Raw genomic sequence first — 25932 nt, 5'->3', positions numbered from 1 at the left:
TTTTTTATAAAAAAATGAACGATTATGCTGACTCCGCCGTCATATGGATGAAAAGAAAATGAACAGCAGCGGAATAGAGCAGGATAAGAGGAAAGCTAATTTATTTGGCCATTGGAAGGAAAGATGTCAAAGATGGACGACAAAGAGCTAGTCAAGGCAGCCAAAAAAGGTGACAAAAGGGCACTGGCCGTGCTTTTTAAGCAAAATTATCCTTTTCTGGTCAAGTATTTGATCAAGGCAGCCATGGATAAGGATCTGGCAGAGGAGCTAGCCCAGGAAACCATGGCGAAATCCCTGGAAAAAATCCATTTGTATAATGGCCAATCGAAGTTCTCCTCCTGGCTCATTTCCATTGCGACCAATTTATATATAGACCATCTGCGCAGGAAGAAAAGGGAAAGAGACTGGCAGGGGCAGGAGCAGTCATGGAGGAAGCTGAAATGGCAGATGGAGAGCCGGAATGAAGAGTGGAATGATGCTCTAGCCGCTCTTGGCAAATTGAAAGACGACATACGCGTAGCCATCGTTTTAAAGCATTATTACGGCTATTCCTACGACGAAATAGGAAACATGATGAAAATATCCCCCGGAACAGCCAAATCAAGGATCCACAATGGACTTGCAGCTGTCAGAAAGGAGCTGGGCCTGCATGAAAAAGGAGCAGAAAATCATACCGCTGGAAAGTAAATACGAAAATAAACAGGATAGATTGGCAGCTGATGAAATCGAAAAAGGGCTTGAGATCCTTGACCAGTCATTTTCTGTTCATACTCCGGAGCTTGAATGGTTCGAGGAGATGGTTGCAGAAAAGCAGGAGCAGATGCGGAAAAGCTGGATAAGGGATATTGGCCTGTTTTTTGTGATGGCTGCGGTGATATTAACGGTCCTGCTTACTACCCTGCACCAGCTTCCTGCTGTTTTCATAGCCATCCAGGCAGCAGCCGGGATCTTCATTGCAGGGGCAGGCACTTACTATTTTGTCAGGCAGAGGGTGAATGAAGCATGAATGAAGAAATATCCCTGCCGCTTCTTCTGCTTGTAGCCGCCATCCTGATCACCCAGAGTGTTTTCCTCTTTCTCCACGCACGGAAAAACGGCCATAACTATTGGCTGTGGGGCCTGATCGGCCTTATCCAGGCGCCGATGCCACTCTTGGTTTATTTTATTTTTGTGGAAAAGAGCTGGAGGAAAGGCAAAGGGGGGAGGTAATGAACACATTAAAACAGCTTCTCTTATTTACAGCTCTTGGCGGACAGCTCCTTGGGCTCGCGATGATTTTCATCAGTTTAAAGGCGGCTGTCTTATTCTACGCCTCCTATGCCATATTTATCATTGCTTTGCTTATCATGGTGGGCTGGGAAAGGAATAAAGAAAAAAAGGAGGAAAATGAGCATGATTATCGTCACTACTGAATTTGTTCCTGGTATGACAGTGAAAGAATTGAAGGGGTTCGTCAGGGGAAGCACAGTGCAGTCCAAGCATATCGGAAAGGATATTCTGGCAGGGTTCAAGACCATTGTCGGAGGAGAAATCAAAGAGTATACAGAAATGATGGATGAAGCAAGGCAGCTGGCAATCGGGAGGATGGTGGAAGATGCCAGGAATAAAGGAGCGAATGCTGTCATCTGCATGCGCCTGGAATCTTCAGCAGTCATGCAGAATGCCTCAGAAATCATTGCTTATGGAACAGCTGTTGTCGCAGAATGATAAAGTTCAGAAAAATAACAAAAATGCCAATTGACTTTTAATAAGGCAGATGATAATCTTACAAAGTGGAAAAATTTGAAAAGGGGGCGCATGATCATGATTGTACGAAATGATGCCATTTTAATAACTGAATACATGCCGGCCTGTCCTTTCCCTGACTTTTCCCAGTAATCTTTCATTTTTATAATTGATCAGCACAGGCAGCTTTTTGCGCAGCCTGTGCTTTTGTCTTTTTTCAGGACATATCGCCATGACGCGGTATGTCTTTTTTTGTTTTTGTCTTTAGATGCGGGAAGACCAGGCATCAGCCTGTTTTCTATATAACTTTTAAAAAGGAGGAAGTTGGTTATGCTGTTTTATCAACAAGAAAGGATTGCTATTTCGCCTGGGGATCTCGAGGGAGGCTAGCAGAGCGGCTGTTTATAGAAAGGGGAGGAATGAATGTTTTCGATTTTAAAGAAACTGAGCTGGTTTTTTAAGGAACAATGGAAAAGATATACGGTTGCCATTATCCTGCTTGCGATTGTGGGGGTTCTGGATGTGATGCCTCCAAGGCTCGTCGGGCAGGCAATCGATGACATCCATCTGGGATCGCTCGACAGCGGCAAGATCCTTCAGTATCTGCTGCTGCTCGGGGTGATTACAGTGGTGTCCTATGGGATTACTTATGTGTGGATGTATCAGCTTTTCGGAGGGGCATTCCTTGTCGAGAGGAAGCTGAGGAGCAGGTTTATGAACCATCTGCTGAAGATGACCCCGGCATTTTTTGAGAAGAACAGGACCGGGGACCTGATGGCGCGGGCGACAAATGATCTGAAGGCCATCTCTGTAACCGCAGGTTTCGGAATTCTCACGCTTGTTGACAGCAGCATCTTCATGCTGACGATCCTCTTGACTATGGGCTTCCTGGTCAGCTGGAAGCTGACAATCGCAGCAGTCCTGCCGCTGCCGCTTATGGCTTTATTGATGAAAATATACGGAAAAAGAATCCATGTCCGTTTCATGGAGGCACAGGATGCATTCGGGAATCTGAATGACAAAGTCCTTGAATCAGTATCCGGTGTCCGTGTCATCCGCGCATATGTGCAGGAGCGTGCCGATGAAGGCCGGTTCCACGATATGACAGAGGATGTCTATGAAAAAAATATCAAGGTCGCCAGGATTGATTCCCTTTTTGATCCTACGATTAAAATCATCGTCGGCCTCAGTTATCTGATCGGTCTTGGCTATGGAGCCAACCTGGTCTTCAATCAGGCGATCACACTTGGAGATCTTGTCGCTTTCAATGTATATCTTGGAATGCTGATCTGGCCAATGTTTGCAATCGGAGAACTGATCAATATCATGCAAAGGGGCAATGCCTCCCTTGACCGTGTCCAGGAAACGCTCTCCTACGAGGAGGATGTAAAGGATCCCGGCAAGCCTGCCGATGCCGAGAGGCCGGAGAATATTGTTTTCGATGATGTTACTTTCAGGTATCCATCGAGCAGCACTGATAATCTGAAAAGCATCAAAGTTAGGCTGGATAGGGGCCAGACTTTAGGGATAGTCGGCAAAACGGGCAGCGGAAAGACGACATTTATCAAACAGCTGCTCAGGGAATATCCCGCCGGAACAGGAACCCTGGCTGCTGCTGGAATCCCGATCAGGGAACAGTCACTGCAAAATACAAGGAGCTGGATTGGCTATGTGCCTCAGGATCATGTTCTTTTTTCCCGTTCGGTAAGGGAGAATATCCTATTCGGAAACGAAAAGGCAGATGAAAGTGATCTGCAGAAGGCGATTGACCTGTCAGCTTTCCGCAAGGATTTAGAAATGCTTCCTGAAGGGCTGGAGACCCTGGTTGGTGAAAAGGGGGTTGCTCTATCAGGAGGGCAGAAGCAGAGGATCTCGATTGCGAGGGCGCTGATCAAGGATCCTGAAATCCTGATACTTGATGACTCGCTTTCAGCTGTGGACGCGAAGACCGAGAAAAAGATCATCGGCAATATCCGCTCAGAAAGGGAAGGAAAAACCACCATCATTACCACACACCGCATGACGGCGGTCCAGCATGCAGACCATATCATAGTCCTGGATAATGGTGTGATAGCCGAGGAAGGGACACATCGAGAGCTGATGGAAGGGTCTGGATGGTATAAAGAGCAGTATATCAGACAGCAGGCCCAGGCAGCTGCAGAAGAGGAGGTGCTGTCATGAAAACAGGAAAACGCCTTTTTTCATATGCGCTAATTTATAAAAAGATCATCCTGGCCGCGCTTGCCATGCTGACTGTCGCCGTTGCTGCAGACCTTGCAGGTCCGTTCATTGCCAAGAGGCTGATCGACCAGCATATACTCGGGATAGAATCTGTCTGGTATCAGACTGGAGAGAACGATGATTCTGTTTCATATAAAGGCCATTATTATACGAGAGAGCAATATATGGATGAAGGCTCTCCCATGATTGATCAGGCCCGCATCCTCCAGGCTGGAAAAGACTTTATTTTTGTGGAAGGCGACATTCAATTTGATGGAGAAAGAAGCTTTCAGGATGGTGTGCTGACCATCTCAAAAGGAGAAGAAAAAGAGATGTATGAAGGTTCGAAGCTCCAGGGGGAAGAGCTGATGAGTTTCTATAAGCCGGAAATCCCGCGTATCATCAGGCTTCTCTCCTTTTACTTCGGATTGATTGTCATTGCGGCCATTTTCCAGTATGGGCAAAGATTTTACCTGCAAAAGTCTGCCAACCGGATCATCCAGAAAATGCGGAAGGATGTTTTCGGGCAGATTCAGAAACTGCCTGTCCAATATTTTGACAGCCTGCCTGCAGGGAAGGTTGTTGCAAGAATTACGAATGACACGGAAGCTATTCGCGAACTTTACGTAACAGTGCTTTCGACCTTCTTTACAAGCATTATTTATATTGCAGGGATTTATACCGCACTTTTCATACTGAATGCTAAGCTGGCAGCGATCTGCCTGATTCTTCTGCCGATCCTGTATATATGGATGATTGTCTATAGAAAGTATGCATCCAAATACAATAAGGTCATCAGGACAAGAGTGAGCGATATCAACGGGATGGTAAACGAATCGATCCAGGGGATGAACATCATCCAGGCCTTCGGGCGCGAGGGAGACACGAGGAAGGATTTCGAGAAGCTGAATACAGAGCATTTTACCTACCAGAACAAACTGCTCAACTTGAACTCTTTAACCTCCCATAACCTTGTCGGTGTACTCCGGAATATTGTCTTTGTTGCGTTCATCTGGTATTTCGGAGGGGAGTCCCTCAGTGCGTCCGCCGTCATCTCACTCGGTATGCTGTATGCCTTTGTCGACTATATCAACCGTCTGTTCCAGCCTGTGCAGGGAATAGTCAACCAGCTTGCCAATCTGGAGCAGGCTCTCGTGGCAGGTGAGCGTGTATTTGAACTTCTTGATGAGGAAGGGATCGAAGTGGATGACAGCAGGGTTCCCCGCTATAAAGGCAATGTGGAATTTAATGGGGTTCATTTCGGCTACAAAGAAAACGAATACGTCCTCAAGGACATCACCTTCAAAGCTTCCCATGGCGAGACTGTCGCCCTTGTCGGGCATACCGGCTCAGGCAAAAGCTCCATCATGAATCTGTTGTTCCGCTTCTACGATTGCCAGAAAGGGAGCATCACTATTGATGGAAATGACATCACCGGCATGTCGCGGCAGAATCTCAGGAAGCATATGGGGATTGTCCTCCAGGATCCTTTCCTGTTCACCGGGACGATAGCAGAGAATGTGAGCCTCAATGACCCTGCTGTCACAAGGGAGAATGTCGAAAAAGCCTTAAGGGATGTAGGTGCTGACAAAGTACTGGAAAATCTTGAAAAAGGATTCGATGAACCGGTCATTGAAAAAGGAAGCACTCTTTCAAGCGGGCAGAGGCAGCTCATTTCATTCGCAAGGGCGCTGGCTTTTGATCCGGCCATCCTGATTCTTGACGAAGCAACATCAAGCATCGATACCGAAACAGAGACAGTGATCCAGAATGCCATGGAGGTGCTGAAAGAGGGCAGAACGACCTTTATTATTGCCCACCGCCTTTCCACCATCCGCAATGCTGACCAAATTCTTGTCCTCGACCGGGGACGAATCGCCGAAAAAGGCAACCATGAGGAGCTTATGAAGCTGAAGGGGAAATATTATCAGATGTACCAGCTTCAGCAGGGATCCATGGCCGGCTGACGGAAAGCACCCTTAATTGGGTGCTTTTCAGGTTGCCCTGGGCAGAGGTATCCCGTAGCCTTTCCAGCCCGCGTTCACCGATTATTCACCTTTATGCCACAAAATCGTGCAGGCAGCTTTTAAGGAGCATGGCAGAAATATGATACTTTTTAAGTAGGGGATATATCTGGCCGCTCGGGCAGGAATGGAGGGGAAACCATGGAGGTTTTCGCGATTACTCTCAGCATAGCAAGCATCATGGTAATCGGCTATTTTATCGGCTGTGCGCTTGTTCAGAATTGAGATACGGTTAAAGCCGGTCCACAGCGGGCCGGCTTTATTCTTTCGGGAATTCAAATTACTGGAACTGCCAAAATTTTAACATTAAAATGAAGAAATAAGGGAAAAGGCTATAAGGATGAATACAGGAGGGATAAGTATGTCAGATTTCAGGATTGAAAGAGATACCCTTGGCGAGGTAAGAGTGCCGAGTGATAAGTATTGGGGAGCACAGACTCAGAGGAGCAAGGACAATTTCAAAATCGGCACCGAAAAGATGCCTCTTGAGATGATCTATGCCTTTGCCCATTTAAAGCAGGCGGCAGCCAAAGCGAATCATAAGCTTGGCAAACTTTCAGACGATAAGAAGGAAGCAATTGCAGCCGCGTGCACGGAAATATTGGATGGGAAGCTTGATGGGCACTTTCCTCTGGCTGTCTGGCAGACGGGGAGCGGCACCCAGTCCAATATGAATGTGAATGAAGTCGTTGCAAGAAGAGCGAATGAGATGCTCTCTGAAAAAGGCTCAGAGGAAAAGGTGCATCCGAATGATGATGTGAATATGTCCCAAAGCTCGAATGATACATTCCCGACGGCCATGCATATCGCAGCGGTCATCGAGCTGACAGAAAGGCTGCTTCCTTCGCTGAACAAGCTGAAGAAGACCATTAAAATCAAAGAAGAATCCTTCAGGGGTATCGTCAAGATTGGCAGGACACATCTCCAGGATGCCACGCCATTGACACTGGGCCAGGAAATCAGCGGCTGGAGGGCCATGCTTGAGAAAAATGAAAAAATGCTGATAGATGCCATCAAATATCTGGATGACCTGGCGATCGGCGGAACAGCGGTGGGCACAGGCATCAATGCCCATCCGGACTTTGGGCCGATCACGGCAGAATGGATTTCCGAACAGACTGGCCATCCTTTCCGTTCGGCGGATAATAAATTCCATGCCCTGACAAGCCATGACGAAATCGTCCATGTCCATGGCAGTCTCAAAGCGCTCGCTGCCGATCTGATGAAGATCGCCAATGATGTACGCTGGCTTTCCAGCGGGCCGCGCAGCGGGATCGGCGAGCTTTCCATTCCTGCTAATGAACCGGGAAGCAGCATCATGCCAGGCAAAGTGAACCCGACGCAAAGTGAAGCCTTGACCATGGTCGTGACACAGGTATTCGGCAATGATGCAGCGATCGGGTTTGCTGCAAGCCAGGGGAATTTCGAATTGAATGTCTTCAAGCCGGTCATTATTTACAACTTCCTGCAAAGCATCAGGCTTCTTGCAGACAGCATGCAGTCCTTCAATGAAAAATGCCTTGTTGGTCTTGAAGCGAATGAGGAAGTCATCAAAGGGCATGTAGAAAGATCACTTATGCTTGTCACTGCCTTGAATCCGCATATCGGCTATGAAAAGGCGGCAGAAATTGCGAAGCTTGCCTTTAATGAAAATTCCACGCTGAAAGAGGCGGCCCTGAAAACCGGCCATGTAACAGAAGAGGAATATGATCAGTGGGTTGACCCGGATAAGATGATTTAATAGCAGCACAAAAGAAAGGACACCATAAGTTTGGTGTCCTTTCAGCCATATCTATTTAATTGTTTTAGCTTAGATTAAAATTGAGATCCGCCAAGCTGCTGTTCAGCCATTTGAACAAGACGCTTAGTGATTTCTCCACCAACAGATCCGTTAGCGCGGGCAGTTGTTTCTGCACCAAGGTTTACTCCGAACTCGTTAGCGATTTCGTATTTCATTTGGTCTAGAGCTTGTGATACGCCTGGTACTAAAAGCTGGTTTGAAGAATTGTTGTTTGCCATGATGAGCACTCTCCTTCGAATAATTTTTTGGTTGGACTATTTTGGACTTGAACCAAACGGAGCACCATGCATAGTCCGCAGTGGGAAGGGAAGCTGTGCCTGCCGGCTGTTTGCTGTTTGTACTCTCTATTATGGTTGATTCCTGCCTGTTTATTCGGGAGGGGATGATGCAATTATTTCCTTTTTTGAGTGGTTTCTTATGACTCTGAAAAGGCTATTCTACATACATAGCGGAAAAGGATGCAGACTAATGATATTAGACTGATGGAAAAGGAAGGGGGAGCAGCCATGTCAGTATGCCCGGCATGCAACGGGCTTGAAAATATCAGCAAAAGCTGCCCGAAATGCGGAAACGGAATGGAAGACAGCGGAAAAATCATGGATTTTTATGATGACTACAGTGCGTATATGCCAGCTGACCAGTTGAAACTCGAGGATGGATATCCTGATGATTATAAAAATAAAGAATGTCCCCATCTGCTTTCATGCCCGCACTGCGGTGACGATGAGGTGGCATTTGTGAAAGAAAAAGAAAACTCCGTCTGATTAGACGGAGTTTTCTTTTTAAGAATTTATAAATTGTAAGACTTCGTGGATCATTATCAATTCTTGATCAACGTCCAGCTCCAGCGCCTACCCCCTCGAGGTCACAAGCCAAACCTCCCAAAAAGGCAAAGAACGCCTTTCCGGGAGGTTCGTCTTGTGCTTGTCGGGGGTGACCAAGGCGCTTACGCTTTTGTTCTATTATTCATTCTTTGAACGGATGCGGTCTTCTGTTTCAGCATCGAAGAAGTGTGCCTTGTTCATATCGAACGCCAGGTCCACCTGCTGTCCAGGCATGATGTCTGTCCGTGAATCAACACGGGCGACAAAGTCCTGGCCGTTGATGCTGGAGTAAATCATGGTTTCTGCACCAGTAAGCTCGGATACATCGATTTTGGCAGAGATTTTGGATCCCTGGGAAGCATCGATGAATACCGGCTCATCGTGGATATCCTCAGGACGGATTCCGAAAATGATGTCTTTGCCGACATATCCCTGGTCGCGGAGAACTTTCATTTTTCCTTCCGGAACGGCTACAGATGTATCACCGAGGGCCAGCTTTCCATCCTGGAGCTTGCCGTTGAAGAAGTTCATGGCAGGAGATCCGATGAATCCGCCGACAAATACATTTTCAGGTTTTTCGTAAACTTCTTTTGGAGCCCCAACCTGCTGGATGACTCCGTCTTTCATGACCACAAGGCGTGTAGCCATTGTCATGGCTTCTGTCTGGTCATGTGTTACATAAATCGTAGTAGTCTGCAGGCGCTGGTGAAGCTTGGCAATTTCCGCACGCATCTGTACACGGAGCTTGGCATCCAGGTTGGAAAGCGGCTCATCCATCAGGAAGACTTTGGCATCGCGGACGATGGCGCGGCCAAGTGCAACACGCTGGCGCTGACCGCCGGACAATGCTTTTGGCTTACGGTCCAGATAAGGCTCAAGTCCAAGGATCTTGGCAGCCTCGTTCACACGGCGGGCAATTTCATCTTTTGGGAATTTACGGAGCTTCAGTCCAAAAGCCATATTATCATAAACTGTCATATGCGGGTAAAGGGCATAGTTCTGGAAAACCATGGCGATATCGCGGTCTTTTGGCGGCACGTCATTGACGCGTTTGCCGTCGATGGAGAAGTCTCCTTGCGAGATCTCTTCAAGGCCTGCGATCATTCTTAGTGTCGTTGACTTACCGCAGCCGGATGGGCCAACGAAAACGATGAATTCCTTGTCCTGAATATGGAGATTGAAATTATCTACCGCCGTTACTTTGTTATCGTAAATTTTATATATATTATCCAATTTTAATTCTGCCATCCTAATTCCTCCCCGGTTGTTTTCCTTCTGTTTCTAATAATAACGGAAATTGCAGAAATCATCATTGGGAGGTGTGCACAAAAGATGGGCAGGCTTTTTAGTCACATTGTACAGTCCTGCCTTAATGCTGCTGATCCTTGAGCAGACAGGCAAGGTAAACGGTTACAGCATTATTGAAATCCTTCAGGTTTACTCCGGTTTTTTCCGAGAATTTATCCAGTCTGTATTGCAGGGTATTTCTGTGGATGTACAGTTTTTTTGCCGACAGGGTTGCGTTGGATCCATTCTCAAGAAAGGCTTTGATTGTGTCCAGCAGTTCCGAATCCTCTGCAGCCGGTCCAAGAAGCTGGGTGTCAAGGCTCTCGCGGAGGCTTGGCTTCATTTCAGCAACCAGGCAGGACGGGAATGCCTTTTCAAAGGATAGGACTCTTTCATGGGGCATCAGCCTGAGGGCTCTGCCGAAGAAATCTTTCTCCTTTTCAAAGCCTTCTCTCAATTGGTCGCGGGCCGGGAAAAACTTGCCCAGGTATACATACATTTTTACGTAAAAATCGGTCTCGAACGCCTGGATGATGGATCGGAATTCGTCTTCGCCAACATCGTTGCCTTCCGGAATAACAAGATAGCAGCGGGTTTTCTTTTCCCACAGAAGAATAATATCCTCTGACAAAAAGGCACGCAGCGCCGTTTCGGCATCTTCCTGCTCAAACTCGCTGCTGCTCAATTCGATTTGGGCGATTCTGCAGCGCGCCGTTTCAGCCTCGGGCAGGGGGCCGCTGCGGAACAGCCAGTCATGCCATCCTTTTGAGTGAGGATCCAGCCTGCCGGGAAGGCTTGCAGAATGAAAAAGAGTGCGAAGGAGCCTTAATTCATCTTCAGAGATATCTTTTGCAGGCACCCCGAACCATTGAGTTTCATCATTATCTGTGAACCAATAAAAATCATGAAAAAAGAAAAAGTCAGGTTCTTCCTGCTGAAGCCTGGAATTCCGGTATAAAGCATGCAATTTAGTAAACATATATCATTCTCCATACTTTCTTTTATTCGTCAAAAGAGATAATATTTTATTCAAACCTTTATTTTGGCGGCTGTGGTAAACACTTCTGCTGAATCCAGCTGTCTTAATTATAGCAGGAATAAGGCATCAGCAGCCATCAGTCTGCCGCTGCATATGGTAATATAGCATTAATCAGTTTGTCCGCAATTAAGGGGTGAAAAATAGATGGAATATTCACAGGAAATGAAGAATCGCCTGAAGCGCCTGGAGGGCCAGGTCCGCGGTGTCATCCGGATGATGGAGGAAGAGAAGCACTGCAAAGATGTGGTGACCCAGCTTTCAGCCGTAAGATCTGCCGTTGACCGGGCGATGGGGTATATTGTCGCCAAAAATCTTGAAAGCTGCATAAGAGAAGCCAATGAAGAGGGCAGGAATGCAGAGGAAGCCATCCAGGAAGCAGTCAATATGATTGTAAAAAGCAGATAATCAAAAAACCGCAGATAAAAGATCTGCGGTTTTTTGCCTTATTTGGAAGTGGTCCCTGCCGGCGGCTCCTCGCGCACCAGGGGACGTGCCTCTTCAATATTGGCGGAGCTGCTGCCTTCATGTACAGATCCCCCTGAGAGCCCTTCGCCTATCATGCGCTCCACATCCTGGTATGTATCCTCCCTGCCTTCAAAAAGAGCATCAGGCGCAGGTTTCTTTGATTCTGAATCATTTTTTTTCATGGTACAGACCTCCATGGCTAAGTACTATTACTTTTCCATCAGGAGAGCTGGTTATGCACAGGATTCTTCCTCAGCGGCTGTCATACACATGAAAGAGCATCAATTCATGGATGCCCGATTTAAGGCGGTCCTCCTCGTCCGCAGGGGGAACGGCGCCCGTCCATTCAATGCTGCCGTCGGGATTGTAAATGCCATTGTACTTTTTATTTTTAAAATAAAAGGAAATACGCCAGCCGGGCATCTGGTTGTTTTCATAAAGCGGCTGATATTGAAAATGTGTTAGCATATCATTCCTCCTCTTTCTCCATTGTAATCGTTTTCTGTCCATACCCCAATGAAAAAGTAAAGGGCACCTGCCAGGATGCCCGTTTCAATAGACCGTCTTATCAAATAGTATGTCAGCAAGCCTTCTGATCCTTTCGGCTTCAATATTCTCTTCATCAAACTTCATCGGCTTGGAATTGATCTCATAAATAACATAGCGTCCATTGCCGGCATAGCCTGCGTCCATGGAGAATTCCCCAAACCATCCCATTTCGCGGGACAGGGAATTACCAGCCAATTGGACTGCCTTCTTAATGAAGTCATCATGTCCTGGTGTGCGGAAATCATTATAAGGGATCAGCCTGCCTCCATTGGGGATATGAGTAGTGATGTCGTCCACTGCAGCCTGCCGGATGCCTATGCCTGTCACCCCATACTTGTCTGCCTGGCCATGGGCAAGTATCCGGAAATCATTCCGCTGCCCGTCCGCTGTGGCAGCATAAACGGCCTCTTGTGCAATATATGCCTGTTCCTCAAATACAGATCTCCAATGTTCCCAAAAATGTCCGAAGTCAGGATGCCGGGTCCTTCCGTTCAAGTCCTTCGCCAGGATCATTCCGTCATGATCCATTCCGGCCCTTATAATCCCCTTTCCCTTAGAGCTGCTGTTTGGCTTGATATAAATATCATTATGCTTCATAAGGAATGACTCCAGCTCCCGGAAGCTGCCAATAAGGATGGTATCCGGCAAAAAGCCTGTTAATCCAGGTTCTTGTTTTAATTTTGTATAGCATTCGAATTTTTCTAGAAAACATGGATTAAAGAAGGGGATCTTCTTAGCCTGGAAAAAGGCAGCCGCTTTGCGGAAGCTCCCGGTCTGTTCACTTTTCCTGAAAGGGATGCGGTTGTAGATGATATCAGGAAGGGGGGCAGACACAAGGGACCATGCATCCTGGCCGGGCAGGTAGACGATTCCTTCGGCTCTATCTTCTGATACATCTTCCGGTGCAAATACAACTGAGATGCCGCCGCGTGACAGCATCTCTCTTTGTATGTCCTTGAATAGCCGGCTGTTGCCTGCCAGTGTGCTTTCCGATTTTCTGCTGGCCAGGATTCCGGCAATGGGTCCGCCCGATTCCGGCCTCTTCAGCTGGAGGGCGGTTCTTTCTCCTTTTTCAGGGAAAGGGCTTAGCCACCGTTTAAGGTCCTGGCTTAACGGGGCTGTCATTTAAAGATTTCCTCAGGGCGGGATATCGCCTGTTCTGTTAAAAACACGGCAAAATCAAGTGACATTTTTCTTGTTAAATAATCAAATTCCTTCAGCTCCGGATGCTTGAAGATACTCCTGCCCGGCTTGGAATTGGCTTCAAACAGCCACACATTCCCTTTTCGGTCAATTCCGAGATCAAAACCGATTTCGGCAATGATTCCTTCAAGCTGCGTTTCAAGCACCCTGCTGAGTCCCAGGGCAGCCTTTGACAGCTTTTCTGTAAACTCCTGCTCCATCATGCGGTTTGTGCAGACCTCAGAAAGGGTTTTAATTTCCCCGCCGTTTTTGACATGTGTCGTGACACTGCCAAGACCCGCCACTTTTGCGGCAATGGCTGTTATTTTCCACTCTCCGCTGTCATCTTTATTTGTATGGACACGGAAATCGATTGAGCGCTGCTCATGCCGCAGCAGATGGATGCCCTGCTGGACAATCATGCTGTTCAGATTGCTGCGCCGGAAAACATGGTGCATGAGCGATTCCAGGGTATGGAATTTTCTCAGCCTGTTTTCATTTTCATTGTCCCGGTAACGGCAATAATAAAAGCCTTCCTCCCGGTCATAGATCACCTGGCGGATCCCGAGGCCAAGGCTTCCGTTCGCCGGTTTGATATAGACATGGCCATAGTCGCCCAGCATCCGTTCAATCACTGAAAAGGAAGAGAAGGCATGGGTTTCCGGCAGATAGGGAACTGCCGCTTCCTCCTGCTGAAGCCGCTCGAATACGTCAAGCTTGTTGAAAAAGCCGGGGTTATACCAGGGGATCAGGTAGTCCTTTTCCAGCCGGTCTTTGATGCGCTTCAGCTCTGCCAGCCTTTCGGATTTCCTGTTGGGCAGCCGGTCATACACGACATTTGGAAAAGGAAGTTCAACAGTCGCCCAGCCTTCTTTATGATAGATATGGCCTTTGACTGTGCCTGCATCCCAGTCGATATGCTGCTCGCCAAATAAGAACGGCAAGGCGCCGACTGCTTTGTTGACGGAGAGCAGCTTAGAAAAAAAGATCGTCCTTTCACCGATGGGCCTGAGCGGAAAAGGGGTGAACCCGGATGTGAATATGCCGACAAGCGGTCCGATGAAAAGTGTCTCTCCTTCTGAAAATAAATGCAGCGGGATGCCGAGATCCGGCAGCTTCAATTTGGCTGCAAGATCGCTGCTGATGCTTACAATATATTTATCGCCGGGAGTCGGGAGGAATTCTGCCTCCTCTGTGCAGGCGCCAAAGGCAATTTTTTCAAGGGTCTGCTGTTCAATCACCTCACGCGGGCACCAGACTGTATTCTCTCTTCCTTCCTTGATTTCAATAGGATACTGTTTTCTCACTGTTTTTCCTCCTCTCAGCCTGCCCGGCAGATGTTAAAAGCTTTCCATATAAAAGCGGGGCCCTGTACAAGGCTTCTTTTATATCTGGATCTGTTTCCAGGATGACCTTCCGGCCCGGCTTGGAATTGACATCGAGGATCCATATGGCCCCATCCCTGGCGATTCCAATATCCAAACCAACCTCAAAAAGGGGAGGAAGAGCATCTTCAAGGATTTCAGGCAGCGCTTTGGATATCTCGCTCAATTCCGCGCGCAGAAAGCGGCTTGAACTGACGCTGCTGTTTTCCAGCCATGTTTCGAAAGAGGAGACTGCAGATCCTGCACTCATATTGGAGATGATACCATTTTCCCTCCCGACCCTTACACCCCTGCCCATTTCATGCCATTTTCCAGCTTCATTTTTCTGCAGAAGGATCCTGATATCAAACGGCTGATTATCCTCGTTGGAAAGCGGCAGATAGGGCTGAAGCAGATAGCTGTTTCCGGACAGAAGCTGCCCAAGCCATACGGCAGCCTTCTTCTGATCAGCGAATAGGCGGGATATCTGTTTTTCTGGTGTATCGGTTTTGACAAGCAGCCCATCCTTTTGCTTCTCAAGATAATAAATGCCGGCGCCCTGCGACCCATTTGCCGGCTTGAGAATCAGCGGACTGCCTGATGCAGATTGCTGAAGGACCTGTTCTGCAGACTGGGCATGTATGCTTTTGGGGATATACGGGGCCATCGGCGACTGGGCAAGGATATTGTACAGTTCCAATTTATTGGGCAGCCCGTGGCCAAGAAACAGGATATCACTGCGGTTTTTTAAGTAATGAACGATTGAACGGCATTGCCGGGAATGCGGATCGTTTCCGTAAAAGCACCGGTCATACAGCACATCCGGCAGGGGAAAAGATGCTGTTTCCCAGTCTTCTTGATCAGGGTCGTATTTTTCGCCTGCAATGAGCTCTGTTCTCGGATCGATCGCTGAGGGGATAAAACGGAAGCATTCGATCCCGCAGCTCCGGGCCCTTTTGGCAATTTCGGTTGCATAAGCTTTTTCGCTTGTTGAGCGAAGGGACATGAATCCCAATGAGCGCATCTTTTTTCCTCCTCAGCTTTTGGCTGCCTGAAAGGACAGCCAAATAAAATATTCTATAAGTGCCTTGGCTGAAGGCCTGATTCTTTGGTCGGCTTCCTCGAAGTTCTTGGAGGGCTTGGAATTGGCTTCAATGATCCAAAGCTTTCCTTGCCGGTCAATGCCAAGATCCATGCCAAGCTCCCCGACAATCCCTTCTGAAGCATTACTGATGATCCCTGCTGCTTCAACAGCTAATTCCTTCATTAATGCTGCCTGCTGAACGGCAGTGGCCTTGTCTGCTATAAGGGTAAGGGCTTTGACCGGTTTCATTGTTTCTCCGCCCCGGGCAATATTGCTGACGAATTGCTGCTCAGCGGAAATCCTTGCAACCGCAGAAGTGGCACGCCAGCTGTTCTGCGGGCCTTTATGGCATAACACACGAAAATCCAGCTGCCTCCCATTCAGGCACGCCAGCTGGATCGGCTCCTGGACCAGATACATCCTCGTCCTGAGCTGGGGTTCGAACCATTTGAAGAAAGCAGCACAGTCTGGAAAGGATTTTCCTGCATCTTTCGCGCCGGCAGAAGAGAACGATGCAGATAGCTTATTCTCAGCCCGGGAGAGCCGGACAATGTTCCTGCCCTGGCTCCCGTTCACCGGCTTGATAAAAACTTCATGATAGCGGCTGAGCATATTTTCCAGTGTCCGGGCGCCAAGCAGGCGGGTTTCGGGGAGGTATGGCTTCATATGCTCCTCCCCGGCGAGGATATCATAGACCTGATCTTTTGAAAGGAAGCAGTCATTGAACATCGGGATGCCCAGCTCCTGCAATTTATATTTAAAATCCCCGAAATACTTGCCGGACTCAAGCTTCCGGGAATGGATTCTATTGTAAATCACTGTTGGGAAGGGGACCTGCTCCTTCACCCAGCGGCCATCCCGCCAGCAATAGCCGGAAAGGCCGCTTTCTCGAAAGTCTTTTATATGAAACACATAAAATATGCCGCCAAATTCCTCTATCCCAGCCTGCAGTTCTCCGCAAAAGGAATGGACAGACCGGAAGCTGACTTCTTCATATTCTTCATTGGCCTCTGTCATGAGGCCGATGATGGGGCCGGCGGCAAGCCTTCTGTCCCCTCCGGCATACTGGACAATCAGGCGGATGTCTTCTTCCGCAAGCTGAAAATAACTGAACAGCCCGGAATCCATATGAATCTCATCTTTTGGAATGGAAGCAGGCTCTACTGCAACCAGGCGTTCCTTTTTGCCTATTTTTAACGTTAGATCCCGGTCCGCATCAAGGCTCCAGTAATGATAAAGGGAATGGCTGACTTTAATCGCGTCTTTATCCTGAAACATTTTCCCAGGAACAAACGTAATAGCTAGAAAAGACAAAGACATTGAAATTCCCCATTTATTAAATTTTAAAAGCGCCGGCATCCAACATTCCCGCGGGCATCCCGCTCTGCTTCGGATTTGTAAAAAACCGGGGAATTAGCCTATTATAAGGAGTAGGCCTGTTTTTGAATTTCTGATTCGGGAATGGCGGGCTGGTTTATGGTATGATGAATGTTGTTTTAGGCGGCTGCTGATAGGCTATCATATGTAAAATGGGCAGAGATGTGATTATTGCGGCCATTTTCACTACATCTTAAAACGTGAAGGAAGGCAGTTGAATACAAACTTATGCAAACTGGATTAACGATATTATTGATGGTCGTCGTAGGGGCTGTGATAGGAGGACTTACCAATTCACTTGCCATCATGATGCTTTTCAGGCCCTACAAGCCGCTGTATCTTGGCAAACGCCAGATCCCTTTTACCCCTGGATTGATTCCCAAACGCAGAAGCGAACTCGCAGAGCAGATGGGCAAAATAGTTGTAAACCACTTGCTGACGCCAGAGAGCATCAAGAGGAAATTCATTAATGGCGATTTCCAGAAAGAAGCTGAAAATCTGGCAAAGAAGGAATTTGCCCGTCTTTTGAATACAGAGAAAACGCCTGCTGAGCTCCTTGGCAAGCTCGGTTTTGAAGATGGCAAAGCAAAGGCAGAAGAGCAGCTTGATGCTTTTATTGAAAAGAAATACGAAACGCTGATGGATAAATACCGCCATAAGCCTTTAAAAGAGGTATTGGCCCCTGAGCTCCTCGCCAAGGCAGAATCCCGCATCCCTGTTATCAGTGAATATATTGCACAGAAGGGTGAAGATTATTTTTCAAGCATTGAAGGAAAAATGAGGATCCAGCGTCTTGTTGATGATTTTGTCAAGGGACGGAGCGGGGTGCTTGGAAATATGCTTCAGATGGTTATGGGCAATGTCAATCTTGCTGACAAAATCCAGCCTGAAATCATTAAGTTCCTAAGAAGTGAAGGCACACAGGATATGATTGCCGCCCTGCTTCAAAAAGAATGGATGAAGGTGCTTGACTGGGAAGCGGCAAGGATCGAAGAACAGTTCGAACGGAAAAATATCATAAAATCAATCAAGCTGTATGTGCGCAAAATCATCAAAGCGGATGATCTGATGGATACTCCGCTCAGCAAGCTGGCAGAGCCATTCACAGAGACGCTTGTAGAGAAAGCTGTGCCGGGATTGGTAGGCATGGCCGGAGAGTGGCTTTCAAACAGGATGGACATCATTATGGAAAGGCTGCACCTTGCAGACATCATCAAGCAGCAGGTCGAAAGCTTCTCTGTGGAAAGGCTGGAGGAGATGGTGCTGTCCATCAGCCGGAGAGAGCTGAAGATGATCACTTACCTTGGAGCGCTCCTTGGCGGAATAATCGGTCTCCTGCAGGGCTTCCTGGTTTTATTCATCTGAGGGCTATAAAGTGGCTTCCTCGCATTCTGATTTATAGTTTGTTATAGTGGAGTGGATTGTTTAAACCGAAAAGGAGTTGTTAGGCAAAATGGCAGTAAACTTACACGATTCAGCGTATGAACTTGAGAAAGCAATTCGTCAGAGCGATGAATATACGAATTTGAAAAAAATCTATGATGAAGTCAATTCTGATGAATCTGCAAGAACCATGTTCGAAAACTTCCGCAACATCCAGATGGAGCTTCAGCAGAAACAGATGTCCGGCCAGGAAATCTCTCAGGAAGAAGTGGAGCAGGCCCAAAAAACGGTAGCACTCGTGCAGCAGCATGAAACCATTTCTAAACTGATGGAAGCAGAACAGCGCATGAGCATGGCCATCACTGAACTGAACCAAATCATCATGAAGCCTTTGGAAGAGCTTTACGGCTCCATGGAGAACAACTAGGCTGATATTTAAAGGGGCGCCCATGGCGCTCCTTTTTAAATCGATCATTCACTCTGATTACTGTCTGGCAGCTGCATCTATCCCCTCACAAGCCAATCCCGCCAAGAAGGCAAAGAACGCTTTTCGGCAGGATGGTCTTGAGGCCCCCAGCTTGGAGGTCATGCAGACGTTGTCATAGGACGGGGCATTTTAGTCTGCGTTCCGTAGGGTGAGCAAGGCTTATGTTGATATTTGTTTCGCCGGTGTGCTGCGGTCGATCGTGGCGTGGAGGGGCGTTTGGGCTGAGTCGCAAATATATTGAGAAAGTCGCAAATAAAATCCTAAAGTCGCAAATAAAATGGGAAACCCGCAAATAAATGCCGAAACTTGCAAATAAACCGGAAAAGTCGCAAATAAGAGCCACGGGCCGGTTTTTGCAGAGTTGCTAATAAAAGCTGAAAGTTGCTAATATAATGGAAAAGTTGCTAATAATGGAGTTCTGTCAATAAAGTAGACACTTTTATGCCTGGTAGTGGCGCACTTTTTTTCTTCCGCACTCCGTTTCCACTCCGCTTGGAGGCCTATGCTTGAAGGAAACATTTGAGAGGCAATGCTTCCTTCAAGCATAGGACAATGTGTCTTCTTTGGCGTCTTGGTATTGTGCCTCTTTATACGCCTTTTCATATTCAATCGGGGTGGCGTACCCGAGAGTGGAGTGCATTCTTTTGTGATTATAAAAGTGAATATAAAACTGTATAGCTCCAATGGCTTCTGCTTTCGTCTTAAACACAAACTTGTACAAATACTCTTTCTTGAGTGAGGCAAAAAATGACTCTACACAAGCATTATCATAAGGAGTGGCTTTTCGGCTCATACTGATGGAGGCTTTGGCCCCTTCCAAGGCTTCAATATACTTTTTTGAACAGTACTGGCTACCGCGGTCAGAATGGTGGATCCACCCCTCGGAGGGGTGGCGGAGTTCGAGTGCTTCCTTTAATGCCTTTAATGGCAGTTTGACGTCCATACAATCATTAATGGCATAGCTAATAACCCGGCGGGAAAACAGGTCTAAAACGGGATTGAGATATAGGAATCCTTCGCCGGTATGGATATAGGTAATATCGGTTGCCCAGACACGATTAGGTTTTTCTGGCTTAAACTCCCGGTCCAGCTCATTTTTGAATACACGCTGCTGGTGATCCGAATCAGTGGTTTGAGTATATTTGATTGGCGGAGTGGCATATAAACCCAGGTCTCTCATTCGGTTTGACACTGTTTTAAGAGAGACTGTCATGCCATCCTTGGCGACCAGTTTCCGGTGGATCCTAGGGCTTCCATACGTCCCCAGATTGTCGTGGAAATGAAACAAAATCCTTTCGTCAAGATACCGTCTCTGCTTTTGCCTTTCGGTTTCCTCCTGGCTTTGTCTTCTTTCCCAAGCATAATAACCAGAGGTGGATACACCTAGTACTTCGCACATCTTCACGATGGTATGCTCATTTTTATGTTCATATATGAAAGCAAACCTTAATTCTTTTCTTGCGTGAAGATGTGCATCGCCTTTTTTAGAATGGCATTTTCCTCTTCCAGCTCCAGCTTTCTAGCTCTTTCGGCTTCATACATTTCTTTGTATTCAGAAGCGGTCAAATACTGGCTTTGTTTCTCTTTCTCCGCCGCCTGCTGTTTCTTACGGAAAGCGCTGGTCCATTTCTGAAGAGTGTGATAGGGAATATCAAGTTCTCTGCTTACATCCACGACCTTACGACCGTCTAAAACGATTAGTTTGGTCACATATTCTCTAAACTCCGGTGCATACTTTTTCTGGTTCACTGCCATGTTTATACACGCCCTTTTTATTGTTGTATACGATTTAAACATGACGCCAGTACCTATGTCCACTTTTTATACTAACCTCCAATAAAAAGGAAAAGTTGCTAATAAAATCCAAAACTTGCTAATAAACCCAAAATGAAGCTGCGAATGAACACGGAAGGCTGCACATCAACCAAAAAAACCGCAAATTAACGCCCGAATTCCATCCTCAAACACAAAAACAGGACCTCCAGCCGGGGGTCCTGTTCAATATCACACAGAAATAATCACTGGTGATTGCATTTCTTCATTGTCTGCTGATTTTTTCCATGAAGGATATAATAAAGCCTAAGTCCGATCAGCGCAAAAGGATCCATTTTGTTCATGCTCATCATCATATCAATATCAGCACTTTGGAATCTGTTTTTCAACAATTTAATTTTACCGTCCAGCTGCGTTTATATCTCCCTGAGCATCGGATACATTATAAGTAGAGGGAAACGAAAGAAGGGATATCAAGATGAAGAAGGCTATTTTCCTGGACAGGGATGGTGTATTGAATGAGGTTCTTTCCCACCGGGTGAAGTTTGTCAACAAACCGGAGCAGCTGTATTTGCTCGAGGGAGCTGCCGAGGCGGTGGCTTTATTCAATGAAGCAGGCTATGAAGTATTCGGTGTGACCAACCAGGGCGGCGTCGGGCTGGGATTTATGAAGGAAAAAGATCTCCATAAAGTCCATGAACGGCTGCAGAAGCTTATCGAGGAAAAGGGCGGCCATATCACAGAAGTCGCTTACTGCCCCCATAAACCAAAGGCAGGCTGCGAGTGCCGGAAGCCGAATGCGGGGATGATACTGGATTTGGCGGAAAGATATGATATCGATTTGTCAGAAAGCTTTATGGTGGGAGACCATGAGCGTGATATCGAAGCAGGGATCAAGGCCGGGTGCAAAACGGCTTTCATCGGTCCAGGCCCGACCAAAGCAGATATCCAGGCAGATACTTTATGGGAGGCAGCAAAGCCGATTCTTGAAATGCAGTAGAATAGCCGCCTGGGTAAGCGGCTTTTTCTTGGAAAATAGTAGAATGCTTCGATCACTGTCCAGCTCCGGCGGCTAAAGCCTCGAGTCATAAGCCACACCAGAATTAAAGGCAAAGAACGCCTTTTATTCTGGCGCGTCTTATGCTGCTTGTCGGCTCTGGGCAAGCCGCCTCCGCTTTTCTATCTGCCGCCCAGCTGCTGTTCAGCCATCTGCACAAGGCGTTTGGTGATTTCTCCGCCGACAGAGCCGTTTGCTCTTGAAGTTGTTTCTGCTCCAAGGTTTACTCCGAACTCAGACGCGATTTCCTGTTTCATTTGCTGAACAGCTGCTTCAAAACCTGCTACAAGTAATTGATTGGAATTATTGCTTCTTGCCATGTTGAGTCATCTCCTTGGTGTAATTTTATTGTTTGAAACATTTATAGTTTAAGTTCTTGCAAAGCAATTATTCATAGAGGCAACTGGTAATTAATGGCTTTAAAGGACAGGGTGTTTCCTGCTATACTTTTCTTAACAGATATTTGTGGATTTAGGGAGGAGCTGCCGTTATGTCAAAAAGAGTAATCCTGGCTGGGGGAAGCGGTTTTCTTGGGGAAAGCCTGACTAATTTTTTAATTGAGCGGGGCTATGCAGTCACCGTTCTTTCCAGGGGAAGAGAAGGCTTTAAGGACGGTGCGGAATTTATCCGCTGGGATGGAAAAAATATGGATGCACGCTGGGTGGACCGGATTGATGGAAGCTGTGCCATTGTGAATTTTACCGGCAAAAGCGTCAACTGCATTTATACCGAAAAAAATAAACGGGAGATCATAGAGTCCAGGCTTGATTCTGTGAGAGTGCTGAAGGGAGCCGTATTGAAAGCAGAACATCCTCCGCAGGTATTCGTGCAGGCTGGTTCCCTGGCGATTTTTGGGGATACCGAGGAGCTTTGTGATGAAGAGTCGCCTCTTGCTGATGGTTTTTCGCCGGAAGTCTGCAAGCTGTGGGAAGGTGAGTTTTTCTCCGGGGACAGGCTTCCCCAAACAAGGCAGGTTCTTCTGAGAATCGGGTTTGCGCTAGGCAGGGATGGAGGCGCACTGGAGCCGTTATTAAAGCTTGCCCGGATGGGACTTGGAGGCACGATCGGCTCCGGGAGGCAGTATATCAGCTGGCTTCATATAGACGATTTGAACTCTATGTTTCTAAATGCGATCGAAGACCCGGAGTACAGCGGGGTGTATAATGCTACAGGGCCGCATCCTGTGAGAAATAAAGAGTTCATGCAAACTCTCCGCAAGGTTCTGAACAAAGGCTGGTCGCCCCCTGCTCCGTCTCCTTTCGTAAAGGCCGGCGCCTATCTCTTTATGAGGGCAGAGCCTGAACTCGCCCTGACCGGACGGAATTGTGTGCCTAAACGGCTGCTGGACAATGGATTTGCCTTTCAATATACCGATCTGGAAAATGCGCTCCGCGACCTGGTTTAACCAAGGAATCCCGCTTTGAGGGGCTGGACATTTCTTTCCCTGGCCCTGTTCTATTCCTGCTCTCCTTTTCATAAAAGTGAATAAGGACAGAATTACATCGAGAATAGGGGGCAATGGGATGATATATAAGCTTCTTGCTTTAAACATAGAGGGCACGCTGCTTCAGTCCAATGGAAAACTTCACAGATCAACAAGGGAAGCGATTGATTATGTACAGCAGAAAGGAATTTATGTCACGCTCGTTACATCAAGGAGTTTTCCTTCTGCAAAAAAAGTGGCCAAAGCACTGAAAATTAATTCATATCTGGTAACGCACAGGGGTGCATTCATCGGCAATACGGTCAAAATGCCAATCTTTTCAAGAAAACTGCCGGAGACGATTACGTATGAAATCGTCAGGCTGCTTGAAGGATTCTCCTGCCAGATCAGGCTCCTGCATGAGCAATTCTCACTCGCGAATAAAACAAAGCTCAACCATAATATACTTGCGAAAACCGTATTCACGGCCGGGGATCCCATCTTTTATTCACAGCAGTTTGTAGAATCGGTCAGTGATATCCTTCTTGATGATCCGGCTTCGGTTCCGAAAATCGAGGTATTCTTTGAATCGAAGAAGGATCTTGAAGATGCTCAAAAGGCAATTGCAAATATGTATTCCGAGGCTGACACCGTCAGGCTGAGCGACCAGAGGCTCGATATCGTGCCTGCAGGGATTTCCAAGCTGAGCGGCCTGCTCCACATCGGCAACCAGCTTGGGGTGGACTTAAGCGAAATGGTCGTCATCGGCGACGGAATCGACGATGTGGAGATGGTAAAGGCAGCAGGCCTCGGCGTTGCCATGGGCAATGCCCCGGCAGAATTGAAGCTTGCGGCCGACTGGCTGACCAGATCCAATAATGAAAACGGGGTCGCCTATATGGTAAAAGAACACTTCCGCAAACAGCATCCTATCGAATTCCTCAAAAAAATGAATCTGCTCAAATGAAAGAGGGTGACAGGCACCTATACCAGTGAGTGCTGCTGGTATAGGTGCCTGTCACTATTTATTGACCTCCCCTCCCCCTTTTTGTACACTTATGGGAGGTTTTTGTTTTTATGTTGAGTTTCTTTTAGACCACAAAAAAAGGTGATGAATGTGCGTATTTATATAGAAGGGCTGGATCATGAGAGATTTGACCGCCCGATGGGCAATATAGCAAACCTCTTTTTCGAAGAGTGTGAAGTGAGCAGGAAGCCGGCAGGGGATGAGGATCTCCATATCGCGTTTAAATTGGATGTTGATGAAATGGTGAAGGTACATGCCGTACTGAGTGACCGGAGCGGAAAAAGCGAAGAAGCTGCCTATGAGAAAGAGCTTGAAGATTGGAACACGGAAAAAGAGTATTACAGGCAGCTGATCAAGGCTGTTTCCCATGTGTATTTAATGGTGCTCCAGGATTATACAGGCATTACCCAGAAGTGGGGGATTCTTACAGGTGTACGGCCTACCAAGCTTCTGCACCGCCATGTCCAGAAGGGGACACCGCAGGCGGAAGCCCATCGCCAGCTGAAAGAGGAGTATCTGATCACCGATGAAAAGATCGGGCTGATGCAGAAGATCGTGGACCGCCAGCTGGCCGTCATTCCTGACTTATATGAGCTGAAGAAGGAAGTAAGCATCTATATCGGCATTCCTTTCTGCCCAACGAAATGTGCATATTGCACGTTCCCGGCATACGCGATCAATGGACGCCAGGGCTCTGTCGATTCTTTCTTGGGCGGGCTCCATTATGAAATGCGCGAGGTTGGCAAATGGCTGAAAGATAACGGGATAAAGATTACGACCGTATACTATGGCGGAGGAACGCCAACAAGCATCACTGCAGAAGAAATGGATATGCTTTATGAGGAAATGTACGAATCCTTCCCTGATGTAAAAGATATCAGAGAAATCACGGTGGAAGCAGGCCGTCCGGATACGATCACCCCTGAAAAGCTGGAAGTCCTGAAAAAATGGAACATCGACCGCATCAGCATAAATCCTCAGTCCTACATCCAGGAAACGCTTAAAGCGATCGGCCGCCACCATACGGTAGAGGAAACGGTTGATAAGTTCCACCTGGCCCGCGGCATGGGCATGAACAATATCAATATGGACCTGATCATCGGCCTTCCAGGCGAAGAAGTCCCTGAGTTCCAGCACACACTGGATGAAACAGAAAAGCTGATGCCGGAGTCCTTGACTGTCCATACGCTTTCATTTAAAAGGGCGTCAGAAATGACCCGGAATAAACAGCGGTATAAAGTAGCGGACAGAGATGAAATCGTGCGGATGATGGATCTCGCAGAAGAATGGACAGAAAAGCATGACTATGCGCCGTATTATCTGTACCGCCAGAAAAACATCCTTGGCAATCTTGAGAATGTCGGCTATGCATTGAAAAATCAGGAAAGCCTGTACAATATCATGATCATGGAAGAGCAGCAGACGATCATCGGCCTTGGCTGCGGGGCTTCAAGCAAATTTGTGCACCCTGTGACAGGCACCATCTCCCAGCTCGCAAATCCAAAGGATCCAAAATCCTATAACGACAGCTTTAAGCATTATACCGAAGAGAAAATTAAGATTCTGGAAGATTTGTTCAGCAGGGAACAAGCCTGAGCTGGACATTGAATGGCAGGTGCCCCGGCTCCTGTCATTTGTTTTTTCTCCTAAGACTATATGCCTTTGGACTTGCGGCATATTTGTGAAAAAAAGCGGGAAAGCATATAATGGGAAAAGGCGATTCTCTTCTGAGAGTCGTTTTTTATTGGCTGCGCCAAGCGCCGTTCCAATTGACACAATCTATACACAAAGCAAGCCTGGGCAAGGCTTATTCTTGATTGTTATTATAGTAAAATAAGCAT

General features: G+C 47.3%; 29 protein-coding genes. 16 read left to right on the top strand and 13 right to left on the bottom strand.

What is annotated here, in order from left to right:
• The first annotated feature begins 132 nt into the window (after positions 1 to 132).
• The 8 genes from sigY to fumC all read left to right on the top strand — a co-directional run bounded on the left by sigY (position 133) and on the right by fumC (position 7710).
• Positions 133 to 687 (top strand): RNA polymerase sigma factor SigY, encoded by a 555-nt coding sequence (gene sigY / locus FZD51_RS21740; RefSeq protein ID WP_187445862.1) that lies wholly within the window; start codon positions 133 to 135, stop codon positions 685 to 687.
• Positions 650 to 1006: a YxlC family protein gene (locus FZD51_RS21735; protein WP_148976657.1), complete on the top strand. Its 357-nt coding sequence runs from the start codon at positions 650 to 652 to the stop codon at positions 1004 to 1006. Before sigY ends, FZD51_RS21735 begins: the two co-directional genes overlap by 38 nt.
• Positions 1003 to 1209 carry a sigma-Y antisigma factor component gene (locus tag FZD51_RS21730; RefSeq protein WP_148976656.1) on the top strand — a complete coding sequence of 69 codons (207 nt, stop codon included), beginning with the start codon at positions 1003 to 1005 and terminating at the stop codon, positions 1207 to 1209. The genes FZD51_RS21735 and FZD51_RS21730 overlap by 4 nt, the downstream gene beginning before the upstream one ends.
• Entirely contained in the window at positions 1209 to 1412 is a 204-nt protein-coding gene (locus tag FZD51_RS21725) for a hypothetical protein (protein ID WP_148976655.1), read from the top strand. The genes FZD51_RS21730 and FZD51_RS21725 overlap by 1 nt, the downstream gene beginning before the upstream one ends.
• Positions 1393 to 1707, top strand: coding sequence for a YbjQ family protein (locus tag FZD51_RS21720; RefSeq protein WP_148976654.1), 315 nt, complete (start codon positions 1393 to 1395; stop codon positions 1705 to 1707). Before FZD51_RS21725 ends, FZD51_RS21720 begins: the two co-directional genes overlap by 20 nt.
• A 441-nt stretch (positions 1708 to 2148) precedes the next feature.
• The gene (locus FZD51_RS21715; protein WP_148976653.1) at positions 2149 to 3906 is read left to right on the top strand and encodes an ABC transporter ATP-binding protein; all 1758 of its coding nucleotides are present in this window, start codon (positions 2149 to 2151) and stop codon (positions 3904 to 3906) included.
• Entirely contained in the window at positions 3903 to 5912 is a 2010-nt protein-coding gene (locus tag FZD51_RS21710) for an ABC transporter ATP-binding protein (RefSeq protein WP_148976652.1), read from the top strand. The genes FZD51_RS21715 and FZD51_RS21710 overlap by 4 nt, the downstream gene beginning before the upstream one ends.
• A gap of 418 nt (positions 5913 to 6330) precedes the next feature.
• Positions 6331 to 7710 carry a class II fumarate hydratase gene (fumC, locus tag FZD51_RS21705; RefSeq protein ID WP_148976651.1) on the top strand — a complete coding sequence of 460 codons (1380 nt, stop codon included), beginning with the start codon at positions 6331 to 6333 and terminating at the stop codon, positions 7708 to 7710.
• A 74-nt stretch (positions 7711 to 7784) separates the two neighbouring features.
• On the opposite strand, the gene FZD51_RS21700 is transcribed toward fumC, so the two are convergent.
• Positions 7785 to 7988: an alpha/beta-type small acid-soluble spore protein gene (locus FZD51_RS21700; RefSeq protein ID WP_009795148.1), complete on the bottom strand. Its 204-nt coding sequence runs from the start codon at positions 7986 to 7988 to the stop codon at positions 7785 to 7787.
• A gap of 288 nt (positions 7989 to 8276) precedes the next feature.
• Between FZD51_RS21700 and FZD51_RS21695 the strand changes: the two genes are divergently transcribed.
• Entirely contained in the window at positions 8277 to 8534 is a 258-nt protein-coding gene (locus tag FZD51_RS21695) for a hypothetical protein (protein WP_009795149.1), read from the top strand.
• A gap of 198 nt (positions 8535 to 8732) precedes the next feature.
• Here FZD51_RS21695 and FZD51_RS21690 read toward each other — a convergent pair whose 3' ends face one another.
• A complete protein-coding gene (locus FZD51_RS21690; protein ID WP_148976650.1) occupies positions 8733 to 9842 on the bottom strand; it encodes an ABC transporter ATP-binding protein in 1110 nt (369 codons plus the stop codon).
• A 121-nt stretch (positions 9843 to 9963) separates the two neighbouring features.
• Complete coding sequence (locus tag FZD51_RS21685; protein ID WP_148976649.1) at positions 9964 to 10860, bottom strand: PucR family transcriptional regulator; 897 nt, start codon at positions 10858 to 10860, stop codon at positions 9964 to 9966.
• A 204-nt stretch (positions 10861 to 11064) separates the two neighbouring features.
• Between FZD51_RS21685 and FZD51_RS21680 the strand changes: the two genes are divergently transcribed.
• Positions 11065 to 11325, top strand: a complete 261-nt coding sequence (locus tag FZD51_RS21680; RefSeq protein ID WP_009795152.1) for a metal-sensitive transcriptional regulator — start codon at positions 11065 to 11067, stop codon at positions 11323 to 11325.
• Positions 11326 to 11363: 38 nt separating this feature from the next.
• Here the strand turns inward: FZD51_RS21680 and FZD51_RS21675 are convergent, their stop codons facing one another.
• From FZD51_RS21675 to FZD51_RS21650, 6 genes are all read right to left on the bottom strand, one after another.
• Positions 11364 to 11567 (bottom strand): hypothetical protein, encoded by a 204-nt coding sequence (locus tag FZD51_RS21675; protein WP_148976648.1) that lies wholly within the window; start codon positions 11565 to 11567, stop codon positions 11364 to 11366.
• Between the two features lie 70 nt (positions 11568 to 11637).
• Positions 11638 to 11853 carry a YheE family protein gene (locus FZD51_RS21670; RefSeq protein ID WP_148976647.1) on the bottom strand — a complete coding sequence of 72 codons (216 nt, stop codon included), beginning with the start codon at positions 11851 to 11853 and terminating at the stop codon, positions 11638 to 11640.
• A gap of 84 nt (positions 11854 to 11937) precedes the next feature.
• Entirely contained in the window at positions 11938 to 13059 is a 1122-nt protein-coding gene (locus tag FZD51_RS21665) for a YheC/YheD family protein (protein WP_148976646.1), read from the bottom strand.
• Positions 13056 to 14423, bottom strand: coding sequence for a YheC/YheD family endospore coat-associated protein (locus FZD51_RS21660; RefSeq protein ID WP_148976645.1), 1368 nt, complete (start codon positions 14421 to 14423; stop codon positions 13056 to 13058). Before FZD51_RS21660 ends, FZD51_RS21665 begins: the two co-directional genes overlap by 4 nt.
• Complete coding sequence (locus FZD51_RS21655; RefSeq protein ID WP_148976644.1) at positions 14401 to 15504, bottom strand: YheC/YheD family endospore coat-associated protein; 1104 nt, start codon at positions 15502 to 15504, stop codon at positions 14401 to 14403. The genes FZD51_RS21660 and FZD51_RS21655 overlap by 23 nt, the downstream gene beginning before the upstream one ends.
• 12 nt (positions 15505 to 15516) lie before the next feature.
• The gene (locus tag FZD51_RS21650) at positions 15517 to 16884 is read right to left on the bottom strand and encodes a YheC/YheD family endospore coat-associated protein (RefSeq protein WP_262381047.1); all 1368 of its coding nucleotides are present in this window, start codon (positions 16882 to 16884) and stop codon (positions 15517 to 15519) included.
• A 285-nt stretch (positions 16885 to 17169) separates the two neighbouring features.
• On the opposite strand from FZD51_RS21650, the gene FZD51_RS21645 reads away from it, so the two are divergent.
• A complete protein-coding gene (locus FZD51_RS21645) occupies positions 17170 to 18306 on the top strand; it encodes a DUF445 domain-containing protein (protein ID WP_262381046.1) in 1137 nt (378 codons plus the stop codon).
• 88 nt (positions 18307 to 18394) lie between these two features.
• On the top strand, positions 18395 to 18751 hold the full coding sequence (locus tag FZD51_RS21640) for a YlbF/YmcA family competence regulator (protein ID WP_009795160.1): 357 nt from the start codon (positions 18395 to 18397) through the stop codon (positions 18749 to 18751).
• A 598-nt stretch (positions 18752 to 19349) separates the two neighbouring features.
• On the opposite strand, the gene FZD51_RS21635 is transcribed toward FZD51_RS21640, so the two are convergent.
• The 3 genes from FZD51_RS21635 to FZD51_RS26320 form a co-directional block, all read right to left on the bottom strand.
• On the bottom strand, positions 19350 to 20246 hold the full coding sequence (locus FZD51_RS21635; protein ID WP_262381051.1) for an IS3 family transposase: 897 nt from the start codon (positions 20244 to 20246) through the stop codon (positions 19350 to 19352).
• Between the two features lie 11 nt (positions 20247 to 20257).
• Positions 20258 to 20566 carry a transposase gene (locus tag FZD51_RS21630; protein WP_187445857.1) on the bottom strand — a complete coding sequence of 103 codons (309 nt, stop codon included), beginning with the start codon at positions 20564 to 20566 and terminating at the stop codon, positions 20258 to 20260.
• Between the two features lie 263 nt (positions 20567 to 20829).
• Positions 20830 to 20976, bottom strand: coding sequence for a hypothetical protein (locus FZD51_RS26320; protein ID WP_187445856.1), 147 nt, complete (start codon positions 20974 to 20976; stop codon positions 20830 to 20832).
• Positions 20977 to 21062: 86 nt separating this feature from the next.
• On the opposite strand from FZD51_RS26320, the gene FZD51_RS21625 reads away from it, so the two are divergent.
• On the top strand, positions 21063 to 21584 hold the full coding sequence (locus tag FZD51_RS21625; protein WP_148976640.1) for a D-glycero-alpha-D-manno-heptose-1,7-bisphosphate 7-phosphatase: 522 nt from the start codon (positions 21063 to 21065) through the stop codon (positions 21582 to 21584).
• Between the two features lie 179 nt (positions 21585 to 21763).
• Here FZD51_RS21625 and FZD51_RS21620 read toward each other — a convergent pair whose 3' ends face one another.
• The gene (locus FZD51_RS21620; protein WP_148976639.1) at positions 21764 to 21961 is read right to left on the bottom strand and encodes an alpha/beta-type small acid-soluble spore protein; all 198 of its coding nucleotides are present in this window, start codon (positions 21959 to 21961) and stop codon (positions 21764 to 21766) included.
• Between the two features lie 170 nt (positions 21962 to 22131).
• Here FZD51_RS21620 and FZD51_RS21615 point away from each other — a divergent pair, with 170 nt between their 5' ends.
• From FZD51_RS21615 to FZD51_RS21605, 3 genes are all read left to right on the top strand, one after another.
• Positions 22132 to 23046: a TIGR01777 family oxidoreductase gene (locus FZD51_RS21615; protein ID WP_148976638.1), complete on the top strand. Its 915-nt coding sequence runs from the start codon at positions 22132 to 22134 to the stop codon at positions 23044 to 23046.
• 118 nt (positions 23047 to 23164) lie between these two features.
• A complete protein-coding gene (locus tag FZD51_RS21610; protein ID WP_148976637.1) occupies positions 23165 to 24031 on the top strand; it encodes a Cof-type HAD-IIB family hydrolase in 867 nt (288 codons plus the stop codon).
• Positions 24032 to 24181: 150 nt separating this feature from the next.
• Positions 24182 to 25687, top strand: a complete 1506-nt coding sequence (locus tag FZD51_RS21605; RefSeq protein WP_148976636.1) for a coproporphyrinogen III oxidase — start codon at positions 24182 to 24184, stop codon at positions 25685 to 25687.
• Positions 25688 to 25932: the final 245 nt, after the last annotated feature.

It is taken from the genome of Bacillus infantis, from assembly GCF_008180445.1.
GTDB classification, from domain to species: Bacteria; Bacillota; Bacilli; order Bacillales; family Cytobacillaceae; genus Bacillus_AB; species Bacillus_AB infantis_B.
Note: the sequence above shows the minus strand (reverse complement) of the source record. Positions and strands in the feature narration are given on the sequence as shown.

Bases quoted from the DNA above. Each gene is read 5' to 3' on its own strand.
- sigY (WP_187445862.1), top strand. From the start codon at position 133: ATGGACGACAAAGAGCTAGTCAAGGCAGCCAAAAAAGGTGACAAAAGG.
- FZD51_RS21675 (WP_148976648.1), bottom strand. From the start codon at position 11,567: ATGAAAAAAAATGATTCAGAATCAAAGAAACCTGCGCCTGATGCTCTT.
- FZD51_RS21715 (WP_148976653.1), top strand. From the start codon at position 2,149: ATGTTTTCGATTTTAAAGAAACTGAGCTGGTTTTTTAAGGAACAATGG.
- FZD51_RS21645 (WP_262381046.1), top strand. From the start codon at position 17,170: ATGCAAACTGGATTAACGATATTATTGATGGTCGTCGTAGGGGCTGTG.
- FZD51_RS21710 (WP_148976652.1), top strand. From the start codon at position 3,903: ATGAAAACAGGAAAACGCCTTTTTTCATATGCGCTAATTTATAAAAAG.
- FZD51_RS21685 (WP_148976649.1), bottom strand. From the start codon at position 10,860: ATGTTTACTAAATTGCATGCTTTATACCGGAATTCCAGGCTTCAGCAG.
- FZD51_RS21630 (WP_187445857.1), bottom strand. From the start codon at position 20,566: ATGGCAGTGAACCAGAAAAAGTATGCACCGGAGTTTAGAGAATATGTG.
- FZD51_RS21700 (WP_009795148.1), bottom strand. From the start codon at position 7,988: ATGGCAAACAACAATTCTTCAAACCAGCTTTTAGTACCAGGCGTATCA.
- FZD51_RS21640 (WP_009795160.1), top strand. From the start codon at position 18,395: ATGGCAGTAAACTTACACGATTCAGCGTATGAACTTGAGAAAGCAATT.
- FZD51_RS21720 (WP_148976654.1), top strand. From the start codon at position 1,393: ATGATTATCGTCACTACTGAATTTGTTCCTGGTATGACAGTGAAAGAA.
- FZD51_RS21725 (WP_148976655.1), top strand. From the start codon at position 1,209: ATGAACACATTAAAACAGCTTCTCTTATTTACAGCTCTTGGCGGACAG.
- FZD51_RS21625 (WP_148976640.1), top strand. From the start codon at position 21,063: ATGAAGAAGGCTATTTTCCTGGACAGGGATGGTGTATTGAATGAGGTT.
- FZD51_RS21655 (WP_148976644.1), bottom strand. From the start codon at position 15,504: ATGCGCTCATTGGGATTCATGTCCCTTCGCTCAACAAGCGAAAAAGCT.
- FZD51_RS21665 (WP_148976646.1), bottom strand. From the start codon at position 13,059: ATGACAGCCCCGTTAAGCCAGGACCTTAAACGGTGGCTAAGCCCTTTC.
- FZD51_RS21620 (WP_148976639.1), bottom strand. From the start codon at position 21,961: ATGGCAAGAAGCAATAATTCCAATCAATTACTTGTAGCAGGTTTTGAA.
- FZD51_RS21680 (WP_009795152.1), top strand. From the start codon at position 11,065: ATGGAATATTCACAGGAAATGAAGAATCGCCTGAAGCGCCTGGAGGGC.
- FZD51_RS21615 (WP_148976638.1), top strand. From the start codon at position 22,132: ATGTCAAAAAGAGTAATCCTGGCTGGGGGAAGCGGTTTTCTTGGGGAA.
- fumC (WP_148976651.1), top strand. From the start codon at position 6,331: ATGTCAGATTTCAGGATTGAAAGAGATACCCTTGGCGAGGTAAGAGTG.
- FZD51_RS21650 (WP_262381047.1), bottom strand. From the start codon at position 16,884: ATGTCTTTGTCTTTTCTAGCTATTACGTTTGTTCCTGGGAAAATGTTT.
- FZD51_RS21610 (WP_148976637.1), top strand. From the start codon at position 23,165: ATGATATATAAGCTTCTTGCTTTAAACATAGAGGGCACGCTGCTTCAG.
- FZD51_RS21735 (WP_148976657.1), top strand. From the start codon at position 650: ATGAAAAAGGAGCAGAAAATCATACCGCTGGAAAGTAAATACGAAAAT.
- FZD51_RS21730 (WP_148976656.1), top strand. From the start codon at position 1,003: ATGAATGAAGAAATATCCCTGCCGCTTCTTCTGCTTGTAGCCGCCATC.
- FZD51_RS21670 (WP_148976647.1), bottom strand. From the start codon at position 11,853: ATGCTAACACATTTTCAATATCAGCCGCTTTATGAAAACAACCAGATG.
- FZD51_RS21695 (WP_009795149.1), top strand. From the start codon at position 8,277: ATGTCAGTATGCCCGGCATGCAACGGGCTTGAAAATATCAGCAAAAGC.
- FZD51_RS21690 (WP_148976650.1), bottom strand. From the start codon at position 9,842: ATGGCAGAATTAAAATTGGATAATATATATAAAATTTACGATAACAAA.